The 21,298-nt window shown below is 66.4% G+C and carries 22 protein-coding genes, 1 pseudogene and 2 riboswitches; of the genes and pseudogenes, 9 read left to right on the top strand and 14 right to left on the bottom strand.

The window, feature by feature from the left end:
* Window positions 1-126: 126 nt before the first annotated feature.
* Entirely contained in the window at window positions 127-786 is a 660-nt protein-coding gene (locus tag A5686_RS10805) for a PAS and ANTAR domain-containing protein (RefSeq protein WP_067933929.1), read from the bottom strand.
* Window positions 787-941: 155 nt separating this feature from the next.
* Window positions 942-1,052: riboswitch (TPP riboswitch) on the top strand.
* Here A5686_RS10805 and thiC point away from each other — a divergent pair.
* The 5 genes from thiC to A5686_RS10780 all read left to right on the top strand — a co-directional run bounded on the left by thiC (window position 1,044) and on the right by A5686_RS10780 (window position 5,670).
* The gene (gene thiC / locus A5686_RS10800) at window positions 1,044-2,723 is read left to right on the top strand and encodes a phosphomethylpyrimidine synthase ThiC (protein ID WP_067933927.1); all 1,680 of its coding nucleotides are present in this window, start codon (window positions 1,044-1,046) and stop codon (window positions 2,721-2,723) included. (Overlaps the previous riboswitch by 9 nt.)
* Before the next feature lie 103 nt (window positions 2,724-2,826).
* The gene (thiD, locus tag A5686_RS10795; RefSeq protein WP_067933925.1) at window positions 2,827-3,666 is read left to right on the top strand and encodes a bifunctional hydroxymethylpyrimidine kinase/phosphomethylpyrimidine kinase; all 840 of its coding nucleotides are present in this window, start codon (window positions 2,827-2,829) and stop codon (window positions 3,664-3,666) included.
* Complete coding sequence (locus A5686_RS10790) at window positions 3,663-4,286, top strand: alpha/beta family hydrolase (protein ID WP_067933924.1); 624 nt, start codon at window positions 3,663-3,665, stop codon at window positions 4,284-4,286. Before thiD ends, A5686_RS10790 begins: the two co-directional genes overlap by 4 nt.
* A gap of 46 nt (window positions 4,287-4,332) precedes the next feature.
* Entirely contained in the window at window positions 4,333-4,764 is a 432-nt protein-coding gene (locus A5686_RS10785) for a MarR family winged helix-turn-helix transcriptional regulator (RefSeq protein WP_067933922.1), read from the top strand.
* A gap of 36 nt (window positions 4,765-4,800) precedes the next feature.
* The gene (locus tag A5686_RS10780; protein ID WP_067933920.1) at window positions 4,801-5,670 is read left to right on the top strand and encodes an LLM class F420-dependent oxidoreductase; all 870 of its coding nucleotides are present in this window, start codon (window positions 4,801-4,803) and stop codon (window positions 5,668-5,670) included.
* A 14-nt stretch (window positions 5,671-5,684) separates the two neighbouring features.
* On the opposite strand, the gene A5686_RS10775 is transcribed toward A5686_RS10780, so the two are convergent.
* Window positions 5,685-7,130, bottom strand: coding sequence for a neutral zinc metallopeptidase (locus A5686_RS10775; RefSeq protein ID WP_067933918.1), 1,446 nt, complete (start codon window positions 7,128-7,130; stop codon window positions 5,685-5,687).
* Between the two features lie 492 nt (window positions 7,131-7,622).
* On the opposite strand from A5686_RS10775, the gene A5686_RS10770 reads away from it, so the two are divergent.
* Window positions 7,623-8,942 carry an adenylate/guanylate cyclase domain-containing protein gene (locus tag A5686_RS10770; protein ID WP_067933917.1) on the top strand — a complete coding sequence of 440 codons (1,320 nt, stop codon included), beginning with the start codon at window positions 7,623-7,625 and terminating at the stop codon, window positions 8,940-8,942.
* A gap of 152 nt (window positions 8,943-9,094) precedes the next feature.
* Here A5686_RS10770 and A5686_RS10765 read toward each other — a convergent pair whose 3' ends face one another.
* Window positions 9,095-9,655, bottom strand: coding sequence for a hypothetical protein (locus A5686_RS10765; protein ID WP_067933915.1), 561 nt, complete (start codon window positions 9,653-9,655; stop codon window positions 9,095-9,097).
* 95 nt (window positions 9,656-9,750) lie between these two features.
* Between A5686_RS10765 and A5686_RS10760 the strand changes: the two genes are divergently transcribed.
* Entirely contained in the window at window positions 9,751-10,599 is an 849-nt protein-coding gene (locus A5686_RS10760; protein ID WP_082947585.1) for a crotonase/enoyl-CoA hydratase family protein, read from the top strand.
* 185 nt (window positions 10,600-10,784) lie between these two features.
* Here A5686_RS10760 and A5686_RS10755 read toward each other — a convergent pair whose 3' ends face one another.
* Genes A5686_RS10755 through A5686_RS10735 form a run of 5 tightly spaced genes read right to left on the bottom strand, consistent with a single transcriptional unit; the run spans window position 10,785 to window position 15,542 of the window.
* Window positions 10,785-11,714: a DUF222 domain-containing protein gene (locus A5686_RS10755; protein ID WP_231986345.1), complete on the bottom strand. Its 930-nt coding sequence runs from the start codon at window positions 11,712-11,714 to the stop codon at window positions 10,785-10,787.
* Between the two features lie 27 nt (window positions 11,715-11,741).
* A complete protein-coding gene (locus A5686_RS10750; RefSeq protein ID WP_067933913.1) occupies window positions 11,742-13,211 on the bottom strand; it encodes a M28 family peptidase in 1,470 nt (489 codons plus the stop codon).
* Window positions 13,208-14,704: a M28 family metallopeptidase gene (locus A5686_RS10745; protein WP_067933911.1), complete on the bottom strand. Its 1,497-nt coding sequence runs from the start codon at window positions 14,702-14,704 to the stop codon at window positions 13,208-13,210. The genes A5686_RS10750 and A5686_RS10745 overlap by 4 nt, the downstream gene beginning before the upstream one ends.
* Window positions 14,705-14,757: 53 nt before the next feature.
* Window positions 14,758-15,183 (bottom strand): DUF2752 domain-containing protein, encoded by a 426-nt coding sequence (locus tag A5686_RS10740; protein WP_067933909.1) that lies wholly within the window; start codon window positions 15,181-15,183, stop codon window positions 14,758-14,760.
* 11 nt (window positions 15,184-15,194) lie between these two features.
* Window positions 15,195-15,542 carry a CD225/dispanin family protein gene (locus A5686_RS10735; protein ID WP_067933908.1) on the bottom strand — a complete coding sequence of 116 codons (348 nt, stop codon included), beginning with the start codon at window positions 15,540-15,542 and terminating at the stop codon, window positions 15,195-15,197.
* 336 nt (window positions 15,543-15,878) lie between these two features.
* Between A5686_RS10735 and A5686_RS10730 the strand changes: the two genes are divergently transcribed.
* A complete protein-coding gene (locus tag A5686_RS10730; protein WP_067933906.1) occupies window positions 15,879-16,409 on the top strand; it encodes a serine/threonine protein kinase in 531 nt (176 codons plus the stop codon).
* A 196-nt stretch (window positions 16,410-16,605) separates the two neighbouring features.
* Here A5686_RS10730 and A5686_RS10725 read toward each other — a convergent pair whose 3' ends face one another.
* From A5686_RS10725 to thiO, 4 genes are read right to left on the bottom strand one after another with little or no spacing between them, the layout of a single operon-like run.
* Window positions 16,606-17,373 (bottom strand): SGNH/GDSL hydrolase family protein, encoded by a 768-nt coding sequence (locus A5686_RS10725; RefSeq protein ID WP_067933904.1) that lies wholly within the window; start codon window positions 17,371-17,373, stop codon window positions 16,606-16,608.
* Window positions 17,370-18,128 (bottom strand): thiazole synthase, encoded by a 759-nt coding sequence (locus A5686_RS10720; RefSeq protein WP_067933902.1) that lies wholly within the window; start codon window positions 18,126-18,128, stop codon window positions 17,370-17,372. Before A5686_RS10720 ends, A5686_RS10725 begins: the two co-directional genes overlap by 4 nt.
* Window positions 18,121-18,318: a sulfur carrier protein ThiS gene (gene thiS, locus A5686_RS10715; RefSeq protein ID WP_067933901.1), complete on the bottom strand. Its 198-nt coding sequence runs from the start codon at window positions 18,316-18,318 to the stop codon at window positions 18,121-18,123. Before thiS ends, A5686_RS10720 begins: the two co-directional genes overlap by 8 nt.
* Before the next feature lie 49 nt (window positions 18,319-18,367).
* Window positions 18,368-19,387, bottom strand: a complete 1,020-nt coding sequence (gene thiO / locus A5686_RS10710) for a glycine oxidase ThiO (RefSeq protein ID WP_067933992.1) — start codon at window positions 19,385-19,387, stop codon at window positions 18,368-18,370.
* Window position 19,388: 1 nt separating this feature from the next.
* Window positions 19,389-19,525, bottom strand: a riboswitch (TPP riboswitch).
* 49 nt (window positions 19,526-19,574) lie between these two features.
* Between thiO and thiE the strand changes: the two genes are divergently transcribed.
* On the top strand, window positions 19,575-20,246 hold the full coding sequence (gene thiE / locus A5686_RS10705) for a thiamine phosphate synthase (protein WP_082947589.1): 672 nt from the start codon (window positions 19,575-19,577) through the stop codon (window positions 20,244-20,246).
* Here thiE and A5686_RS10700 read toward each other — a convergent pair.
* Window positions 20,218-20,850: an NUDIX hydrolase gene (locus A5686_RS10700; RefSeq protein ID WP_067933898.1), complete on the bottom strand. Its 633-nt coding sequence runs from the start codon at window positions 20,848-20,850 to the stop codon at window positions 20,218-20,220. The two genes, thiE and A5686_RS10700, sit on opposite strands and share 29 nt — an antisense overlap.
* A 233-nt stretch (window positions 20,851-21,083) precedes the next feature.
* A pseudogene (locus A5686_RS10695) lies at window positions 21,084-21,298 on the bottom strand (hypothetical protein); the annotation flags it as partial.

The following is a 21,298-nucleotide window of genomic DNA, read 5'->3' as shown; positions in this document are numbered from 1 at the left end:
TTTCGCCGCAGCCAACGTGGAGATCTGCAGCCGCTTAGCGCGATTACGCGGCGGTATGCGCGGTCGCGCACCGCAGACCACCCGAGATTAACCTGTACCCGAACTGCTCGTTTACCGAATCGTTGGTTACCCGGTTGACTCGGGCGGAATCCTCTCGTGCACGGTCAGCAGCAAATGGTCGAACTGGCTTTGCAAGGCGGCAACCGGTGACCCCAGGGTCGCCACTTCGGTGAGCAACTGCTTGGCCAGCGCACGCAATTTCACATTGGACTCCTGCGACCGCCACTGCAGCACACGAAACGCCTGCTCGGCGCTGACCCGGTAGACGAACATCAGCACGCCTTTGGCCTGCTCGATGGCCGCGCGGCTCTCGAAAAGGTCCGGCAGCGCCTCGTCGAGCACCTCCTGGCGGGTCGCGTCGAAGGTGTTGGTGAGGTCGATGTAGTAGCCCTCGGTGCCCAGCACGGCGCCCGACTCGTCGCGCATGCGGTCGGCGACGACGATGGCGTCGTGCAGCGTGCCCGCGGTGTCGACGAAGCGGTGCCTGCTCGAGAACGACTCTTCGGACTGCAACGCGAAGTCGAGGAGCTCCTGGACATGGGCGCGGTCGTCGGGATGTTTGTGCGACAGCAGCAGTTCGGTCGTCGGCTCGACCTCCCCGGGTTCGTAGCCGTGCATCCTGGCCACCTCGTCCGACCATTCCCAGCGTTGACCGACGAACCAGAAGCGGAACGCGCCGACGTTCAGGTACCCGGGGGCCGGCTCGCCGGGTTCCGAGAAGGACACGCCGCCCCCATCGGATGACGATTCCCCTGTTCGCCTGCGCTGTGGCACGTTTGCATTTTTCCACTAGGGGAACGCCTCCGGCTACCGCCCCGGTACAAAAGGCCGTCGACCATGTCGCTCGGCCCTGGGTCGGGGTAACGTCGCGTGCGGACCCATCCATACGACGCGGGAGCGCACGCCGAGTGCGCTGAGAGGACGGCTCGGGGCCGTCGACCGTACGAACCTGACCGGGTAATGCCGGCGTAGGGAGAAGAAAAATGACTGATGTCCTTTCCGGAACCGTGTCGGGCACCGCTTCGCACGGTGTTGAGCCGGCCGTGACCACCGGCCCTATCGCGGGCAGCAGCAAGGCCTACCGCGAGATCGAGGGCCCGGACGGCGTCACCTTGCGGGTGCCGCTGCGACGCGTGCACCTGTCCACCGGCGACGACTTCGATCTGTACGACACCTCCGGGCCCTACACCGATCCGGACGCGACGATCGATCTGACGGCCGGGCTGGCGGCTCGGCCCGGCGTGGTCCGCGACCGCGGCACCCAGCTGCAGCGCGCCCGCGCCGGCGAGGTCACCGCCGAGATGGCCTACATCGCCGCCCGCGAAGGCATGCCCGCCGAGCTGGTCCGTGACGAGGTCGCGCGGGGCCGTGCGGTGATCCCGGCCAACCACAACCACCCCGAAATCGAGCCGATGATCATCGGCAAGGCCTTTGCAACCAAAGTGAACGCAAACATCGGTAACTCAGCCGTGACGTCCTCGATCGCCGAGGAGGTCGACAAGATGGTATGGGCAACCCGGTGGGGCGCCGACACCATCATGGACCTGTCCACCGGCAAGAACATCCATGAGACCCGTGAGTGGATTCTGCGCAATTCGCCGGTGCCGGTCGGGACCGTGCCGATTTACCAGGCCCTGGAGAAGACCAAGGGCGACCCGACCCAGCTGACGTGGGAGCTGTACCGCGACACCGTGATCGAGCAGTGCGAGCAGGGTGTGGACTACATGACCGTGCACGCGGGCGTCCTGCTGCGTTACGTGCCGCTGACCGCCAAGCGGGTCACCGGCATCGTCTCCCGCGGCGGCTCGATCATGGCGGCCTGGTGCCTGGCGCATCACCGAGAGTCGTTTTTGTACACCAACTTCGACGAGCTTTGCGAGATATTCGCCCGCTACGACGTCACCTTCTCCCTCGGTGACGGCCTGCGGCCGGGCTCGATCGCCGACGCCAACGACGGCGCGCAGTTCGCCGAGCTGCGCACCCTGGGCGAGTTGACCAAGATCGCGAAATCCCATGGCGTGCAAGTGATGATCGAGGGACCGGGCCACGTCCCGATGCACAAGATCGTCGAGAACGTGCGGCTGGAAGAGGAGTGGTGCGAGGAAGCCCCCTTCTACACCCTGGGCCCGCTGGCCACTGACATCGCGCCCGCCTACGACCACATCACCTCGGCGATCGGCGCGGCCATCATCGCCCAGGCCGGCACCGCGATGCTTTGCTACGTGACCCCCAAGGAACATTTGGGGTTGCCAGATCGCAAGGATGTCAAGGACGGGGTGATCGCCTACAAGATCGCCGCGCACGCAGGCGATTTGGCCAAGGGACACCCGCACGCGCAGGAGCGCGACAACGCGCTGTCTACGGCACGCTTCGAGTTCCGGTGGCACGACCAGTTCGCGCTGTCGCTGGACCCGGACACCGCGCGGGAGTACCACGACGAGACGCTGCCGGCCGAACCCGCCAAGACCGCGCACTTCTGCTCGATGTGCGGGCCGAAGTTCTGCTCGATGCGCATCACTCAGGATGTGCGCGACTACGCCGCCAAGCACGGCCTGGACAGCGAGGAAGCTATCGAGGCGGCCATGTCGGAGGGCATGGCTGAGAAGTCGCGTGAGTTCGCCGAGCACGGCAACCGGGTGTATCTACCGCTGGCCCAGCGGTGATCGCAAGCGCGGCGCAGCCGGGCGCAGCGGGTCGCCGCCATCCGGCTGCGGTGATCGCAAGCGCGGCGCAGCCGGGCGCAGCGGGTCGCCGCCATCCAGCCCAGTGACTTTCCTGCCGCTGCCTGCGCCGGGCACGACGCCGCGGCGGGTGCTGTCCATCGCCGGATCGGATTCCGGGGGTGGCGCGGGCATCGAAGCCGACATGCGCACGATGGCGCTGCTGGGCGTGCACGCGTGCGTCGCGGTCACCGCGGTCACCGTCCAGAACACGTTGGGCGTGCAGAGCTTTCATGAGGTGCCCGATGACGTGGTCGCGGGGCAGATCGAAGCCGTGGTCGACGACATCGGCATCCAGTGCGCCAAGACCGGGATGCTGGCATCGCCGCGCATCATCGACACCGTCGCCACCACCTGGACCCGGCTCGGGTTGAGGGTTCCACTCGTGGTCGATCCGGTGGCGGCGTCCATGCACGGCGATGCCCTGATGGCGCCGCCAGCGCTGGATTCGCTTCGCAATCAACTGTTTCCATTGGCGACGTTGGTGACACCGAACCTTGACGAGGTGCGGCTGCTGGTCGACATCGACGTGGTGGATCCCGCCTCGCAGCGTGCGGCGGCCAAGGCGCTGCACGCCTTGGGCCCGCGGTGGGTGCTGGTGAAGGGCGGTCATTTGCGGTCGTCGGATCACAGCTGCGACCTGCTCTATGACGGTGCTGATTTCCGCGAGTTCGACGCGCAGCGGGTCGCCACCGGCAACGACCACGGCGGCGGCGACACGCTCGCCAGCGCGATCGCGTGCGCCCTGGCGTACGACTTCACGGTGCCGGCCGCCGTCGAGTTCGGGAAGCGATGGGTCACCGAATGTCTGCGCGCCGCTTATCCACTCGGCGACGGTCATGGCCCCGTCTCCCCGCTTTTTCGGCTGTCATCGGCGCGCGCATGAATCTCGATCGGATCGCGGGCATCGCACACGAACCGGACGGTGCGCCAGAAGGCGTGGTAGTGCTGACCCACGGCGCCGGCGGCAACCGGGATGCCGTTCTGCTGCAGCAGGTTTGCGAGGAATGGGCGCAGCGTGGCTGGCTTGCGGTGCGCTATAACCTGCCGTATCGCCGGCGCCGGCCCACCGGCCCGCCCTCTGGTTCCGCCGCCACCGACCGGGCCGGCATCGTCGAGGCGATCGCGGTGTGCCGCGGCCTTGCCGACGGCCCGCTGATCGCCGGTGGGCATTCCTATGGCGGTCGGCAGACGTCCATGGTGGTTGCGGCAGGGGAGGCCGCGGTCGACGTGCTTACGCTGTTCTCCTATCCGGTGCATCCCCCGGGCAAGCCCGAACGCGTGCGCACCGAGCACCTGCCCGACATCACGGTTCCGACGGTGTTCACGCACGGCACGTCGGATCCATTCGGCACGCCCGACGAGCTGCGTGCCGCCGCGGCATTGATCACCGGAACGACGGCCGTCGTCGAGATCGCCAGTGCACGACACGATCTGCGATCCAAGACGCTGAACGTCCCGGCATTGGCGGTCGATGCCGCTCTGCAGCTACTGGGACGGAATTAGGCAGTTTCAACTGGACAGTTTTAGCTGTCTAATTTAGGATGTTGGCGTGGGCGACGTCAGCGAATCCGCGGTAGTGGCGGCCCGCGATATCCGGGTGGTGTTCAGCCGGCTGCGGCGCCGGTTGAAAGACGTCTCGGTCGACGGCCTGACACCGTCCCAGACGGCGGTGCTCACCCGGCTGTGGAAAGACGGACCGTCATCAGCCAGTGCGTTGGCCGGTGCGGAACAGGTACGACCCCAGTCGATGGCCACCATCCTGGCGGCCCTGGGCCAACGCGGCCTCATCAAGCGCGAACCGGACCCGAATGACGGCCGGCGCCAAGTGGTCTCACTAACCCAGGCGGGGAGAAGGCGTGCCGAAAGCGGCCGACGCGCCCGCGAAGAGTGGCTGGCACGCACCATCCAGGAGCGTTACAGCGAATCCGAGCGGCGCGTCATCGTCGACGCGTTGTCGCTGCTCGAGCGCTTGACCCATTGACCCGCCAATATAGGACGCGAAAGGACCTAAACTGCAATGGAATTGGGATTACATTTCATCGATTTTCTGCCCGGCGAGCCGGCCAAACTAGGCCCCACGCTTGCTGAAGTGGCCAAGGCCGCCGAACAAGGCGGCGCCACGCTCTTCACCCTCGCGGACCACTTCTTCCAGATGGAAAACATTGGTCGCGCCGAGGACCCGTTCCTCGAGGGCTACACATCGTTGGGCTTCCTGGCTGCCCAGACGACGACGATCGATCTGGCCCTGCTGGTCACGGGCGTCACCTACCGCTATCCCGGCATGTTGGCCAAGGCGGTCACGACCCTCGACGTGCTGTCGCAGGGCAGATCGATGTTGGGGCTGGGTGCGGCCTGGTACGAACGTGAGCACACCGCACTGGGTATTCCCTATCCGCCACTGCGTACCCGCTTCGAAATGCTGGAGGAGACGCTGCAGATCTGCCGGCAGATGTGGAGTGAGGACGACGGGCCCTACACCGGCACGCACTACCGGCTGAACGAGACCATCTGCGAGCCACAGCCGATTCGGCGGCCTCCGATCCTGATCGGCGGGGACGGCGAGAAGAAGACGCTGCGCCTGGTTGCGCAATACGCCGACATTTGGAACAGCATGGCCGCTGACGCCGAAGAGCTCGAGCACAAGATCGAGGTGTTGAACCGGCACTGCGACAAGGTGGGCAGGAATCCCAATGACATTCGCAAGACAGCCGGCGGCCTGGCCACCACCGATCCTTTCGACGACACATTCCTGAAGACGGTTGAACGCTACGCAGCGCTTGGTGTCGACATGATCAACATCGGCCCGCTGCCCGGCAATCCGGATCCGCTCGGCTTCGTTAACCGCTTGGGCGACGAGGTGATTCCGCGGCTCGCCGAAGTGGGTTGACCGTCGATGGTTCGTCAGATGGGGTAGCGCGAATAACAGGCGTCCGTATTGCCGGTCACGCCACCGCGGAACGCCGCAATCCGAGTGAAACCGGCCGGCACGCTGGTGCCGTCAGCGTCACTGGCGACCAGATGGTTGGTGAGCAGGCCGGCGACCGCTTCGTCGAGATCACCTGCGGTCAGCAGCAATTGGTTGTGCGAGGGTAGGTCGATCGGCTCGGCCATCTTGCGGTGTGCCACACCGGTCAGGCATGCCGTACGCAGCGCGGTCCACGGACTCTGCATTGCCAGGCCGCGTTCATGCTGAACCGCCAGCGCGTATCTGGACATCACGACGGACAGCGCGGTGTCGTCGCCTTGCGGCAGCGTCTGTTGCTTCTCGTCTGCGACCGTGCCCAGGGCGGCGAGTCCGGGCAGGTCGACCACGATAGTGTTGGTGCCTGGACAGTACGACGCCGGTGGTGTCGCCTTGGCGTCCGGGCAATCGGCCGGCTGGTAGGACAGTGCCGGAGGGTTGGTCGGGGCGAAGATCTTTCCCAGCACATCCATCAAATTCGACAAGGTGTCCTTGTTGATCGACACCTCACCGGTCTCCGTTGCCCCCGAGTTGTCGACTCGCAACGCGTTTGGCAAATCGCCGCGGCGCTTCTCGATTTCGTTACGGTTGATCGCCGCGCAGGCCGAGGTACCGCTGAGAAAACCCAGCTGGAAGGCGCTGACGCGGTCCAAGGCCGAACCGTGCGCGTCGTCGTTGACCGTTTCGCTGTCCATCACTGGGTCACGGGTGGTGATGATCCCCGCCAATACATGGTCGAGCCCGTCGGCGGTGCTCAGCGTGAAGCGCGGCGACTTGCCGTCGGCGACCCAGTACAGATAGACGCCCGCGAAGCAATCGGCCTGCTGCTCGCGGATGATGGTCGCGTCCCGTCTAGTCACCAGCTTCGCCATCTGCTGCAGCGCATGCCCGAATTCGTGCGCCAGCACACCGGTGACGGACATGTCACCGAAGTACTTCTGCGCCATGGGCATGAATACGCCGCGGTCCCAGGCAATCAGATTGCATCTGCCGGTGTAGAAGGCGTTGACGAGCTTGTAGGTGTCGTTGTGGCACACGATCGGGCTGCTCGGATCGGTCGAGTTGTAAGACACCATCTTGCTGACCGGAACGAACTTGCCCTTCAGCGACCGGTCGTACACCGACTGCCAGTAGTCCTCGATGTCGTTGACCGACAGCAGCGCCAGCGAGTCGATCTTCCCGTTGTCGGTGTTGAGCACCTTGCCTTTCGTCCTGGGTGCGTTCGAACGGATTCCGCTGGGCCCGTTGGTCGCCGGCAGACCACCGACCAGGAAGGGGTCGTTGAGCATCGACAGTGCACGCCCGCCGACGAATGTCGTGCAGCCGGCCACCACGAGGACCGCCGCCGCCCATGCGAATGCCGACCTGAGCGCATGGCTATTCATGAGCAACCTCATCCCGACCGGCCGCAGGGCAGCATCAAGGAAACTCATCCTAGAGGGATTCAGCCCACAAGACAGCACAAATCGAGGGACCCAGCAAACGTCGGCTCCGCGCAGAGTTGCTCAAAAGGCGGTGGCTCGCCGTCGCCCCTCGACCGGCCGCTCCGGGTGTGTTACTTGAACGGCTAATCGTGCTTGGCGGTTGTGGCGCCGTTCGGTGGCGATGCGTGTCGCGCGGTTTTGGGCGCGGGTGCTGCGGCGTTTGGGCATCATGACGGTGGGGTCGGCGCAGCGTTGGTTTCCGGGTGTGGCGGGTGCGGGCGCATCGCCGGTGGGGGCGCACACAAGGACGGGGACAGCAGCGCGCTGCCCGGGGTCGTGACGTAGGTGTGCGGGCCCGGCAGCGGCCAAATTACGGTCCCGCCGACGAGTTGGCGGTCATGCCAAGCGGACTGACTCCAGTAATCGACGCGTTCCTCGGCTTACACTTCCGCAATGTTCTCGGAGACGCGCTATGCGATGAACGGGGACTTGGGCGTCGCCTATCGCACGTCGCGCGAAGGTCCCCGCGACATCGTGTTCGTCCCGAACTGGTTCACCTGTTGCGAGCTGTTCCCGGACCTGCCGTCAACTCAGGGCTGGGTCGAGGCGATGACATCGCTCGGGCGAGTGATCTTCTTCGACCAGCCGGGGAGTGGAGCGTCGGATCCTGTCGAGCCTGGCGCGCTGCCGACCTTGGAGCAATGGGCCGACAGCATCACTGCGGTGCTCGACGATCTCCAGAGCCGCGAAGCAGTACTCATCACCGGGCCCGGTGCGTTTGCGACGGGTGCGGTGTTCGCTGCTACATATCCGGCGCGTACCTCCGCGCTCGTGGTGCTGGAGGGCTACGCCAATCCAGTTAATGACCGGGCTGATGGAGTTAATTCAGAGGAAATCATCGCTGGCCTGGCGGCCATGTGGGGAACGGGCAATTACTGGCCTTCGATCAATCCCGACATGCCATACAACGAGGAGATCGGCGCCGCGCTGGCGCGACATGACCGGCTTGCCGCGAGCCCACGCACCTACGCTCTCTTAATGCCTTTATTGACCGAGGTAGACGTGCGGGCGGTGCTTCCGACCATCCGCGTACCAACTCTCGTGCTCCAGCACACCGACGACCCGATGGTCCCGCCCCCGTGGGGCAAGTATGTCGCTGACCACATACCTGGCACGAAATACGTCGAACTGCCCGGACGCAACTTGTACCACTTCGTGGAACCGTGGCGGGATTCATTTCAGGAGATCGCTGAGTTCCTCACAGGCCACCGCGCAGAAGTTGCCGATGATCGGGTTCTCGCCACAGTGCTGTTCACCGACATCGTGGACTCAACACGGCGCGCTGCGGAGATGGGCGACCGCGATTGGCGTGCTCTGCTCGACGCTCACGACGCCGTCGTTCGTTCGCAACTCGCTCGCTTTCGGGGCCGCGAGGTGAACACCTCGGGAGACGGCTTCCTCGCGATGTTCGACGGGCCGCAGCGAGCGATACGCTGCGCCATGGCAATTCGCGACGCGGTACAGACATTAGGCATCCAGGTACGCGCCGGGTTGCATACCGGTGAGTGCGAGGTCCGTGGCGAGGACATCGGCGGGATTGGCGTGCACATCGGCGCGCGGGTGAGCGCCCTGGCCGAGCCGAGCGACGTCCTGGTGTCGAGTACGTTGCGCGACTTGGTGATCGGGTCAGGAATCGAGTTCGAGGATCGCGGCACGCATGACCTCAAGGGTGTGCCGGGTGAGTGGCGTTTGTTCGCCGTCGCTTCCTCTTAGCGGCGGCGCGCCTGGGGGTGTGTCTTCCAAAAATGCCCGTGCCGTCCGGCCGTTGCTCGTCGCTCCAGCCGTTGCGGCCGACCCAGAACGTTTTGAGCATGTGGTGGCAACGACTGGCTAGAGAACATTTCAGCAACGCGGCGCCGGCCCGGTTACGGTAGCAACGGCAGACGCCACAGCGGCGTCCCGGGATCGAGAAAAAAGAGCCGTATCGCTGTCACTCGCAGGATCCGCACTGCGCCAATGATCATGATCGCCGCGAGCGGCAGGTTGCCGATGGCGGCCGTCAACATCGGGACAGCCAAATTTCGCCCCAGGCCGGCGGTCAAGATATCGAACCAGGCATCACAGATCAGCAGAACGCCCGTCGTGAACGCGGTGAGCAGTACCAGCTGGCGACGCAGCCAGCCCAACACCGCGGTCGCGGCCATGAACGCAACGAGCAGACAGTCGAAGCCCATCCACGTAGCCGGCCAGTTCTGGGCAACATAGTTCGCGGGCAGGCTGAAACCGAGGTAGACGATCCATGGAATCAATGCGCTCGAGCCGCCCACCATCAAGGTCAACCGCGTCCGCCGCATGCGACGCGCGACGGGTGGTGGAAACACTTCGTCAAGCGGACGCTGCAGCCGCTGAATCAAGTCGCGGCGTTCATCGGGCGACATCGCCGCGATGCGGGAATCCGACAGCACGCCATCGCCGTAGCCAGTCATGACTCTTGAGTATCCCCGTCGGCCACCGCGTCGATACTGGCACTGCCAGCAACGTTTTGAGCACTGATGGTATCGACTGACCGAAGAACACTCTGATGGCAAGCAGCGTGGGCATTTTGGGGCAAACCCCGGGTGGGGCGGATAACGTCGAGATCGTGGGCACGACGACTGAACACAACAGCACTGGCGGCGTTCGGGTCGAGAAGGACGGTGCCGTGACCACGGTCATCATGAATCGCCCGGAAGCTCGTAACGCGGTCAATGGATCGGCTGTGTCGGCGCTGCTCGCCGCGTTCGCTGAGTTCGACACAGACGACTCGGCGTCCATAGCGGTGCTGTGGGGCGATCACGGGAATTTCTGCTCAGGCGCGGATCTGAAGGGGGCCGAAACGGGTGACTTCAACCCCGTGAGCCCAACCGGGCCGGGACCGATGGGTCCTAGTCGGATGACCCTGTCCAAGCCGGTGATTGCTGCTGTCAGTGGCTATGCCGTCGCTGGCGGTCTTGAGTTAGCGGTGTGGTGCGATTTGCGGGTAGTCGAGGAGGGCGCAATCTTCGGGGTGTTTTGCCGTCGCTGGGGTTTACCGTTGATCGACGGCGGCACGGTCCGACTACCCCGGCTGATCGGGCACAGTCGGGCGATGGATCTGATCCTGACCGGGCGAGCGGTGGACGCCACCGAGGCGCTAGCTATCGGGTTGGCGAATCGCGTCGTACCAACTGGCACAGCCCGCGAGGCAGCAGAGGAGCTAGCTGCCGAACTCTCGGCGCTGCCGCAAATGTGCTTGCGCTCGGACCGCCTGTCGACGCTCTACCAATGGGGTCGAAGCGAGGCCGAGGCGATGGACTTCGAGTTCGACAGTTTGTCGCGTTCGGCATCCGAATTGCAGTCAGGCGCGAAGCGGTTCACCGACGGTGCGGGCCGACATGGCTCCAGAACGTGATGGTCCGACCGTGAATAAGGCACAGCGCCTTGAGGTTAGAGGCATGCGTGGCACCGCCGTCGGCGTAGAGGATCGTATGGTCGAGAGCGCAGTCGGTGGCCGGACGGTCACACCCCGGAGCCCGACAGGTCAGATCCCGGCAGCGCACGAAGTCGGCCAGTGCGGTCCAAAGGGTGTAGCGGGGTTCAGCGCCGGCCAGTGTCGCACCAGCCGTGCCGAGCGGGCCAGCTGCGCGAGCACCTCGGCCGGGATGAGTCCTTCTCGTCCGGGCAAGGCGCGGGGGTGGACCCGCGGCCCTCGACGCTGGCCTGCTCGGCGATCACATGGATCACTACGTGGGCCTTGGGTGCCGGCGTGCCCGCGGCGCAGTCGCGACGTCCGCAGCCACACACCAGCCGCGAGCCGCCGGTGGCCAATGCCCCCAACGCATCAGCACGCCGCTGCGTGGCCGTCCGCGGATCGGCATCGCACACGGTCGCGGCCAATTCGTCGAGGCGACGATCCAGAGCCTTGCCGTCGGTCGCGACCAAGCTGCCGGTCACATACGCCATCCCTGACGCGTCGGCAAGCACATCCACATACCGATCGTTGAGCGCCTGCCGGGCGCGGCGCACCGCATCGGCATCCACGACGGCCACCACCCGGTCCACCGCGGCGGCCAGTCCACCGCGGGTCAGCGACGGGCGCCGCGACAGCAGCGCCGCCAACTGCCCGTCCACCCGGACCAGCACCTCGGCATCGGTGATCAAGTCGGTGCGGAACACGATGGTCTGAAACGCCCGATAGTCGATGTGGCCGGCCCGAAACACCTTGCCGACCTCCGGCAACCGATCCCGCATCGCCATGGCATAACGCAGATAGCTGTGGCCCATCGCCACGCTGCACCCCGCCGCCGCGGCCACCTGCGCTGCCACCGCTTCCCAGGCGTCCGCCGACCATTCGGCCCGCTCCCCCGTCTCGCGGCAACGCAGTACCAACAGCTCCCCGGTGGCCACCAACCGCTGAGCCGCCGCCCGTGCCTCCGCGCGCCCGGCGTCGCGTACCCGATCCTGCAGCGCCGCGGCCTCCGGCGTCTCCCGCGAGGCATACCACCACTCGAACATAGGTTCGATCATGCCAGTCGGGTATGACAAGCCGCGCCGTTACGGCACCCGGGTGCGGTGCCGCTTGTTGTGGGCCGGCACCCCGTTGACCCCACCGATCGACTCCGCGTAGCTGCCGACGGCGAACCCGACGCCGGAACCCATGACCCCCAACGCATCCCGGTTGATGTTGTCGACGGTGTCGCGAGGGCTCTGGAGGTTCGGGTCGAACGCCACGCCGGCCTGACCGCCCCACAACCGGGCCTGCACGGGGGTTTTCGGCTGCGACGCTCCGGTGGTCATGCCGCCGATGGGCACGCCGGCGATCATGAAGGGGTGGTAGTCGGCCCTGGTGTCCAACGGCATGTCGGCGGGCCGCTTGCCGGCAAGGTTCAGATAACCGGCCAGAGTGCGTTCGATCCCGGCCGAGCCTTCGGGCACGTCCGCGGCGGAGACACCGGGTCCGGGCGGGCCGGACTGATCACCGTCGTCGGTGAAGAATCCGGCATTGGGCGAACCCAGCATGGTGAAGTTCAAGTACAACGCGATGTCGTTGAGTTGCTCACGGTCCATGCCGAACACGTAATCCATGACCCCGTTGCGCCCATCCTCCTCGGCGCCCCAGAACACGAACCGCACGGCGTTGTTCACCGGCGCGAGCGGGCCCAGTCGCAGCGCGGTCTCGAGCACGGCGGCCACCCCGGAACCGTCGTCGTTGATCCCGGGTCCGGCGCGCGGTCCGTCCAGTTGCGCACCCACCACGACGACGTCATGGGCCGATCCGGTCTTGGTCTGCGCCACCACATTCCGGGAGGTGATCTTGACGTTCTGCGCATCCAGGACCAGCCGTACGGGTGCGGTCGAGCCCGCTAGCGCGCCGGCGCCGGAGGAACCCAGCACGGCGACCGGCACGGTCAGCTGCTTGAAGTAGCCGGTGGTGAACAGCGTGGGTGGGGCTCCTCGCCCCGTGGGGGAGCTGAGCACGATCAGGGCGCTCGCGCCCTTGGCCACCGCGCTGTTCTGTTTGTCGACCACCGAACACTGCTCGTCGTCGACCACGGCGATCGCGCCTTTAGGCATGGGGGCCGGGTAATCGCTGGCCCTGCAACCCGACGGCTGCGATGGACGGATCGGCTGCCCGGTCAATCCGCCGGGCGGTGTCTGAACCAGCAGCGAGGCTTGGTCAACGGGATAGGTGCGGCCGGCAACGGTCAGCGACGGCTTGCCCAACGACACGGTGTAGAGTCGGTCGAACTCCGGTGTCTGAACATCGAAACCCTTGTCGTGCAGTATTTTTGCGACGTAGTCCACGCTGGCGTTGAAGCCCGGCATCCCGTCTGCCCGGTTGCCGCCATTGGTGTTGGCGATGTTCTGCAGGGCACGCAGGTGCGTCAGCATCCCCTCAACAGTCACCTTGTTGGCCAGACTGTGCCCAAGGTCCGGTGTCGCGGTCGGCAGCGCCAGCCGCGTCGAGGAACAACCGGCCACCATCGCGATCAGGAGCAGAGTCGCGCCCAGCCGGGAGATCATGACTTGACGAGCACGTGCCGGGTGCGGTCCGCCATGGCGGGCACGCCGTTGTGTCCGCCGACGTCTTGCGCATAGAGACCGATCGCGTAAGCCACGCCGCCGCCGTTGATCCCCAGCGCGGTGCGGTCGACGTGGTCGAGAGTGTCGGTTTTCTGGTGGTAATTGGGGTCGAAGGGTTGATCGGCGTTGCCACCCCACAACTTCGCTTGGTCGGCGGACATCTTGCCCTCGGCACCCGAGAACAGGCCGCCGGCGGGGATGCCCGCCAGCGTGAATCCGTCGTAGTCGGACCGGCCGTCGAACGAGGTGTCCTGCGCGGTCTTTCCCGCCGACTTCAGGTAGTCGACCAGCGTTCGCTCGATGCCTGCCGAACCCTCGGGTACCACCGGCCGACCACGAGCGTCCACCGGCAGCGACTGGTCGCCGTCGTAGGTGAAGTAACCGGGGTTCGGCGACGCGAGCATGTCGAAGTTCAGGTACAGCGCAATGTTTTTCAGCCCAGTCAGGTCCAGGGACTCCACATAGTTGCGCGAACCGATCAGTCCGAGCTCCTCCGCACCCCAGAAGCCGAACCGCACCGTGTTGTGCACCGAAGGCGAACTACCCAGCCGGACAGCGGTTTCCAGCACCGCGGCCACTCCCGATCCATCGTCATTGATGCCCGGCCCGTCGGGCACGCTGTCCAGGTGCGCGCCGGCCATCACCACGTTGGTCCCCGATCCGGTTTTGGTTTGCGCAATCACGTTGCGCGCCCGAAAGCTTTGCGCGCTGGCATTGAGCTTGATCGTGGTGGGCCCCGGCTGCCCGCGCAACTGCACCCCCACCGATCGGGTCACGCTCAGGACTGGGATCTTCACCTCGGTGGTGGGCCCCAGCGTGCCGCCCATCTGTTGTTCGTCGACGTTGTCGGCGACGATCATGGCCACTGCGCCACGCTCTGCGGCGGCGTCCTCCTTCTGAGCGAACGGGCAGGTGCCACGATCCACCAGCACCACAGCGCCGCGCACCGGCAGGTTGGCGTAATCGGAGGCCGCGCAGCCGAGGTTGTCCGGCGGTGCGGCGACCAGCGGCCCCCGCACACCCTCCGGTCCGGTGCCCAGGCTGAAGTCCAGCGCGTGCGCCTCCACCGCCTTGCCGCCGACGGTAACCTCCGGCTTGTCGCCATGAAACACTCGCGCCGAAAATTCGGGGGTTTGCACGTCGAATCCGCTGTCCCGCAATACGTTCACCACATAGTCGACGCTGGCCTCGTATCCGGGCGTACCCACCGCCCGGGTGCCGTTGTTGGCGTTGGCGATGTCTTGCAGCTTGGATAGGTGTGCCATCATCGCGTCGGTAGTCACCTTGCCGCGCAATGCGGAGGCGAAGTCGGCTGCGGCGGGGTCGCCGGTTATTTGGCGCGAGCCAGCTGACCGGTGGAAGCAGCCGGTTGCGAATGCCGTCAGGGCGAGCAAGGCGAGCAATGCGGGAATCGCCGTGAATTTGTTCACCATCGCGCCTCAGGTTAGACCGCGGCCCAAGCCGCCCGGTTCAGGACACGGCGGTATCAAACGTGTAGTGCGCTGAACGGCGCAATGGGGATGTTGCGCACCACGAACCAGGCCAGCACCAACGACAGCGCCACGACGGCGGCCCAGCGGCGGTGTTGCCAACCGCGGATCCGCCGACCCACCAGGCGCCCGTAGGTCCAGGACACATACGCCCACACCAACAGCACGACAGCCGCCAATCCCAACGCATTGAACCTGGCTGCCGCCAACAGATTGCCATGCATGAGCGAATACACCATGCGCAAGCTGCCGCATCCGGGACAGTCGATACCCAACAATGCCTTGGTAGGGCACACCGGCAGCGGGCCGTTCGGGGTGGTCGGATCGCCCGCCCAGATGGCGGCGCACATCAGCGTCGTGGATGCAGCCACCACCAGTGGTGCACCCAGATTCGCGTGCGCCGCCCCCCAGCGGGTCACCATGATCGGACGCTCTAGAACATCGCGGCAAGGGCCGCGTTGGTGTTCATGTTCAGCGCACCGATCCCCATCAAGATGGCGTAGATGATGCCCGCGACGACACCGATGACCGCCGACCAGACCACCCATCTTTTGGCGCTTTCGGCGGACGCTTGCGCCTCGGCGTAACGACCCTGCGCCCACAACCCGTTGACCTGGCTCGACTTGACGATCGCCACGATTCCGAACGGAAGGCAGCAGAAGAGGGTCACCAGAATCGACCACACCAGATAGTTATTCGGCGCTTGGCCGGCCGGCTGCTGCGGCGGGTAACCGGGAGGAGGCGGCGGATAACCGGGCGGCGGCGGAGGGGGTTGTGTCATGGATTCTCCAGTCAAGAGAAGTTAGCTGACGTAAAGCGGTGCTAACCCTACCCGAGCGGGCCCTGATCGGCACTGGCAATGGAAAATTCTTGTTCAGGCCGCGCGTGAACGAAATGCGCTACCGACGCCCCTGCTCCGCCGGAAATCGGGATTATCGGCACCTCAATGTAATTCAAGGTCCTGTGCGACGACCCGCACGCCACTGGCATTGGCCTGCCAGTCCGTGGGTTGGTCCGACGAAGGATGACCAGACAGACAATTTCCAGCGGAATGTATTGCTTTACCACGACATAGCCCTACTATCCGTGTTTAGACGCGGCCGTTAAGGAGCCATTCATGTCTGATTTCAGCAATGCGCTGAGGGCGGTGACGGCAACGGCGCTCACAGGTGGTTTGGCCTTAGCGGGCGGCACGCCAGCGGGCGCGGATCCCGCCACCACCGGGAGCCCCTCGGATATCAACACACTTGCGGCCTCGCTGTCGAAGGGCTACGGCCTGAACAACTGCACCGCCCAGACCATCGACCGCAGCACACAACTGGCCGTGCTCACCTGCGGGCAGAGCCCCGATCCACGCGGTCCGGTTCAGGCCAAGTACGTCCTGTTCACCAATGCCGACCATTTGGCCACCTCTTTTAGGGCCACCATCAACGAGGACGTGTTGACCCCATGCGGGGACGCCCACCAATCACCCTCGAGTTGGCATAAGGACGGCTCTGCCGCCAGCGCCGGGCAGGCGGCCTGCGGAACCTACCGAAACGGCGCCGAGATCATCTGGACCACGGATGCGAAGAACACGTTGAGTTATTTGCGCGCGTCCAACACCGACGTTGGGGCACTCTACCAGTGGTGGCGTGCAAACGGGTGACGGTTCCGTTGTGCCGCAACGGAATCGGTGAACCCATATTCGAAGAACGTCCGCCCCTCGTTATTTAAATCAACCGCAGGGAGTCAGAACCACGCGACACCGACCTGGACCACCGCGCCATACCCGTTGGGACAGCTCACCTCGGCCGAATCCGACGTGAACGCCGCTACCAATGGTGGCGCACGAACGCTGACGTCTAGAGCTGAGCCGCAATCAGATCCGCTACCGCCCGCATCCCTGCTGCGTTCGGGTGCAAGGGAGCGGGGCGACCCGGCAGCAGAACACCGAAGCGTGCCGGCAGCGTCGTCCATGGCTCTGCCGACCACGCGTGATGTTCGCGACTCGCCACGCCGGCGCGGATGACTTCGCAACCGGTCGCCGCGGCGGCGTCAGCCGTCATCGTTTCCAGCGCGTCGGCCACATGCCGGCCCAGGTCGGCATCGGTAGGTGACAGCGGAGTCGCCGGCACGCCCGGCGGCGGCAGCATCGTCAGGTAGTCGACAAAGAAGATCCGCGCGCGTGCCGATCGCTGACGCAGCGTACGTCCGACCGCGCACAGCGATTCAAAGACCGCGTCCAGGGCGCGATCCCGCTCCTGGCGATCCAGCAGTTCGCAGATGCGACCCCCCAGCAGCGGCAGGTGACGTAGCGAACGCGGCAGTGCCGCGGCCATCAACAGCGGAATGTAGCCGACGTCATTGCCGCCGATGGTCACCGTTACCAGGCTCTCGGTGCCGTCTAGCGCGGCGATCTGGGGTGGTGCGCCGCGTTGGCGCTCGGCGAGCACGTGCGCGGTGGTCGCCCCGGAGAAGGTGACGTCGACCAAGTCGTGCCGGTATCGCTGCGCGATCAGATGCGCGTAGTTGCGTGCGGATCGGCCCGACCAGCGCGGAGCCCCACCGGCGCGCGGCCGAATGCCGGGACCGGCGGCCATCGAACTACCCAGCGCCACATAACGACTCATGGCTGCGGGCTCGAAGCCTGCGCCCAGAACCGCTTCGGGATGCGCCCGGCGCGCCGGGCCAGATACCCGGCGGTGACGGCGGCGGCCATCGCGGCCGCCATCGCGGCCGGATCGGCGGCCCGGGTCACCGCGGTGGCCAACAGCACGGCGTCACAACCCAATTCCATTGCCAACGCGGCGTCGCTGGCCGTTCCGATGCCCGCGTCGAGCACCACCGGAACGCCCGCCCGGGCGACGATCATTTCTATGTTGTGCGGATTGGTGATGCCAAGGCCGGTACCAATCGGCGAACCCAGCGGCATGACCGCAGCACAGCCGGCGTCCTCGAGCCGGCGGGCCAGCACCGGATCATCGTTGGTGTAGGGCAGGACGACGAACCCGTCATCGACCAATTGCTCTGCGGCGCGCACTAATTCGACCGCGTCGGGTAGCAGCGTGCGTTCGTCGGCGATCACCTCGAGCTTGATCCAGTTGGTGTTCAGCGCTTCGCGGGCCAACTGTGCGGTGAGCACCGCCTCGGCCGCGCCCCGGCATCCCGCGGTGTTGGGCAGCGGCGTGATGCCCAGCCGGTTGAGCAGATCGAGCAGCCCGGTGCCGCCCTCGGCGTCGACCCGGCGGATGGCCACGGTGGTCAGTTCGGTGCCCGAGGCCACCAGCGCCTCTTCGAGCACCGCAAGGTTGCTCGCTCCCCCGGTTCCCATGATGAGCCGGGACGCGAAGCTGCGGTCGCCAATGGTCAGTTTTGCATCAGCCACCTTGCACCGCCGTCACTACCTCGAGCCGGTCCCCTTCGAAAAGTTCTGTGCTCCAACGGGATCGCGGTAGTACCGCGTCGTCCATGGCCACTGCGACGCCACGGTCCGGAAAACCCAGGGAATGCAGTAGCGCGGCGACCGTGACGTGCGCTTCGGCATCGACCTTTTGCTCGTTGACCACGACGATCATTGGCCCCGCTCCTCCTCATCGCATCGCTGAAGCATCGTCAAAGCGCGGATCATCGGTGTGCTCCCACCGGGGCCAGTTCGGAAACAATCTGTTCTGCGGTCCAGGGCGCCAACAGGAATCCTGACCGGCCGTGGCCGGCGGCCACCAGCGTTCGCGTGTCCAGGCGATGCACCAACGGCAGGTTATCGGGTGTCATCGGGCGCAACCCGGCTGCGCACTCGGCCAGCTCGTATTCACCCAGCGACGGCAGCACCGCGCACGCGTCGTCGAGCAGGTCACGCACCCCCGAGACGACCGGGGCGGTGTCGCGACCGTGTTCGTACTGGGTGGCGCCGACCACCAACCCATCGGCACGCGGCACCAGGTACACCTGCCGTCCGTGCACTCGGCCGCGAATAACCCGCCGCGGCAACGGCATGCAACCCCTGCGCCACCGCAGTCGCAGGACTTCGCCCTTCACCGGCCGCACCGGCAGGCCGGGCCACAACCCCGGCGCGTCGATGCCGTTGGCGATCACCACCGCGTCGGCCTGCACGCGCGACAGCTCATACACCGGAGGCGCCCATGACACCCCGAGGCGCTCGCACTCCGCGGCCAACGCGTCCAGCACCGCCCGGTTGTCCACGGCCAGCTCGGTGGGCGCCCGAAAGCCGTGCCGGATGCCCTGCGCCAGCAGCGGTTCGACGTCGCGGACGGCCGACTCCCAGACCACCGGGTGCCCCTGGGCCGACAACCACTCCGCGACGGTGCGCAGGTCGGCGGTGTCGGCACGGTCGACAGCGACCACCAGCGACTCGCGCGCGGTGACCACTTCGGGCGGCAGCCCGTCCAGGAAATCTCCGCGCCACAGTCGCAGCGATTCCAGGCCCAGCCGAAGCAACCGCTCTTCGCCGGGCCAGCCCTCGCTGTGCGGCGCGAGCATGCCGCCGGCGACCCAGGATGCACCCATCTGGTCGCTGCGGTGCACCCGTACCGACCACCCGGCTTGCGCGGCGCGGCGCGCCACTGCGAGCCCGATGACGCCGCCGCCGATGACGGCAAGGGACCCCAGTGGGGACCCGGGGGGCATCCCGGTCATTCTCGAGCCTCCCTTCGCCGGCATGACCCGGATCAGGTGTGACGGTAAGGGCAGGTCCGGGTGGCTCCGGCTGTGCCCACTCTCAGCCCCGCAGTCAGTCGACTACCCGGGACTCCCGTGTCTGGTGGTTCGCTTCGGCTCCACGCTAGCGCGCTAGCGTCTCGGTGTGCAGCGTCCCATCGATAGACGACTTTCCGTCCTGGCGACCGCGCGGCTGTATCTGTGCACCGACGCGCGCCGTGAGCACGGCGATCTGGCGGAGTTCGCCGACGCCGCCCTGGCCGGCGGGGTGGACATCATCCAGCTGCGCGACAAGGGATCGGCCGGCGCGCAGCGGTTCGGCCCGCTCGAAGCGCGCGAAGAGCTGGCGGCGTGCCGGGTCCTGGCTGACGCGGCGCGCCGGCACGGCGCCTTGTTCGCCGTCAACGACCGGGCCGACATCGCCCGCGCGGCCGGCGCCGATGTGCTGCACCTGGGGCAGGGCGACCTGCCGCTGGACGTCGCCCGCGACATCGTCGGGCCGGATGTGCTGCTCGGATTGTCCAGCCACGACCGCGACCAGGCGGCCGCCGCGGCCGGCGGTCGGGCCGACTACTTCTGCGTCGGTCCCTGCTGGCCGACGCCCACCAAACCGGGCCGCCAGGCGCCGGGCCTGGGACTGGTGCGGACCGTCGCCGAACTTGCAACCGACAAGCCCTGGTTCGCGATCGGCGGCATCGATGAGCGGCGGCTGCCCGAGGTGCTCGGTGCCGGTGCCGGGCGCATCGTGGTGGTCCGGGCGATCACCGCGGCCGCCGACCCGCGGGCCGCGGCCGAACGGCTCAGCTCGGCGCTGGCAGCAGCGAGCTGATCCGGCGGGTCAGCTGCGAGGGCTCTTGGCCGGCGTCCCCGGGCATGCACCAGACGAAGACGCCCGCCTCGATCTCGATCGTTCGCGGCAGGTATCGGCGTCTTTCGTCGCCGTCGTCCAGCGGCAACACCGCCGACGCGGTGCGCAGCCGCTGCCAGCTGGCCGCGAAGCCGGGATGCAGCGGCAGGTCGGCGACTTCGTTTTCGGCGACCCAACGCATCTCGGCGCTTTCCCGGTTGGGCACGGTGTGCAGCAATTCCTCGGCGTCGGCGACGACGGTGGTGTAGCTCCAGTGCGTGCCGGCCATTCCGGCGACCTTCGCCGTGACGACGGTCGCACGCACGGCGAGTCGCTCACCTTGCAGCCCGGCCTCTTCGTTTGCTTCGCGGACGGCGGTCTCCTCCGGCGTTTCGTGGCTGTCCCGGGCGCCGCCCGGCAGCCCCCAGGTTCCGCCCTGATGACTCCACACGGCGCGATGCTGCAGCAGGACCGCGGGCGTGCCGTCGGCTTGCGGGGCCCGCAGCAGCAAACCTGCCGCGCCGAAGCGGCCCCAGTAGTGAGCGCCGCTGTCGGAGATCACCCAGCCGTCACCGTCGCCCCGCACCGGTTCAGGATATGCAGACTTGGTGGGGGCGTCGCCAATTGCGTCCGCCTCCACCCATCCACCCGAACAAGCTCTTAGACTTCGCTTATAGATGTCCGTGCAGCGAAATCGAGTGGCCGAGAGACGAGGGCTGATTAGACGTGACGGTTGAGCTGGCGCACCCGTCGACCGAGCCGCAGGGATCGCGGTCACCGGCCGAACCAGCCCATCCACGCTGGTGGTTCGTCTCGACGACGCCCGGCCGCGAACGACAGCGGCTCGGTGTGGTTGAGCACAGTGGTGAGCACTTGCTGCCGGTGGTTGATGGTGGTCGAGGTGGCGAAGGCGCTGATCCCGCCTAGCGCGGCCAGCACGATGCCGATGGTCAAGATGCGGCCGGGCGTCGTCGAGACGAACCACCAGCGTGGATGGGCTGGTTCGGCCGGTGACCGCGATCCCTGCGGCTCGG

The sequence above is a fragment of the Mycobacterium sp. E2479 genome, from assembly GCF_001667925.1.
Taxonomy (GTDB): domain Bacteria; phylum Actinomycetota; class Actinomycetes; order Mycobacteriales; family Mycobacteriaceae; genus Mycobacterium.
This window is presented reverse-complemented; position numbering and strand designations above follow the sequence as displayed.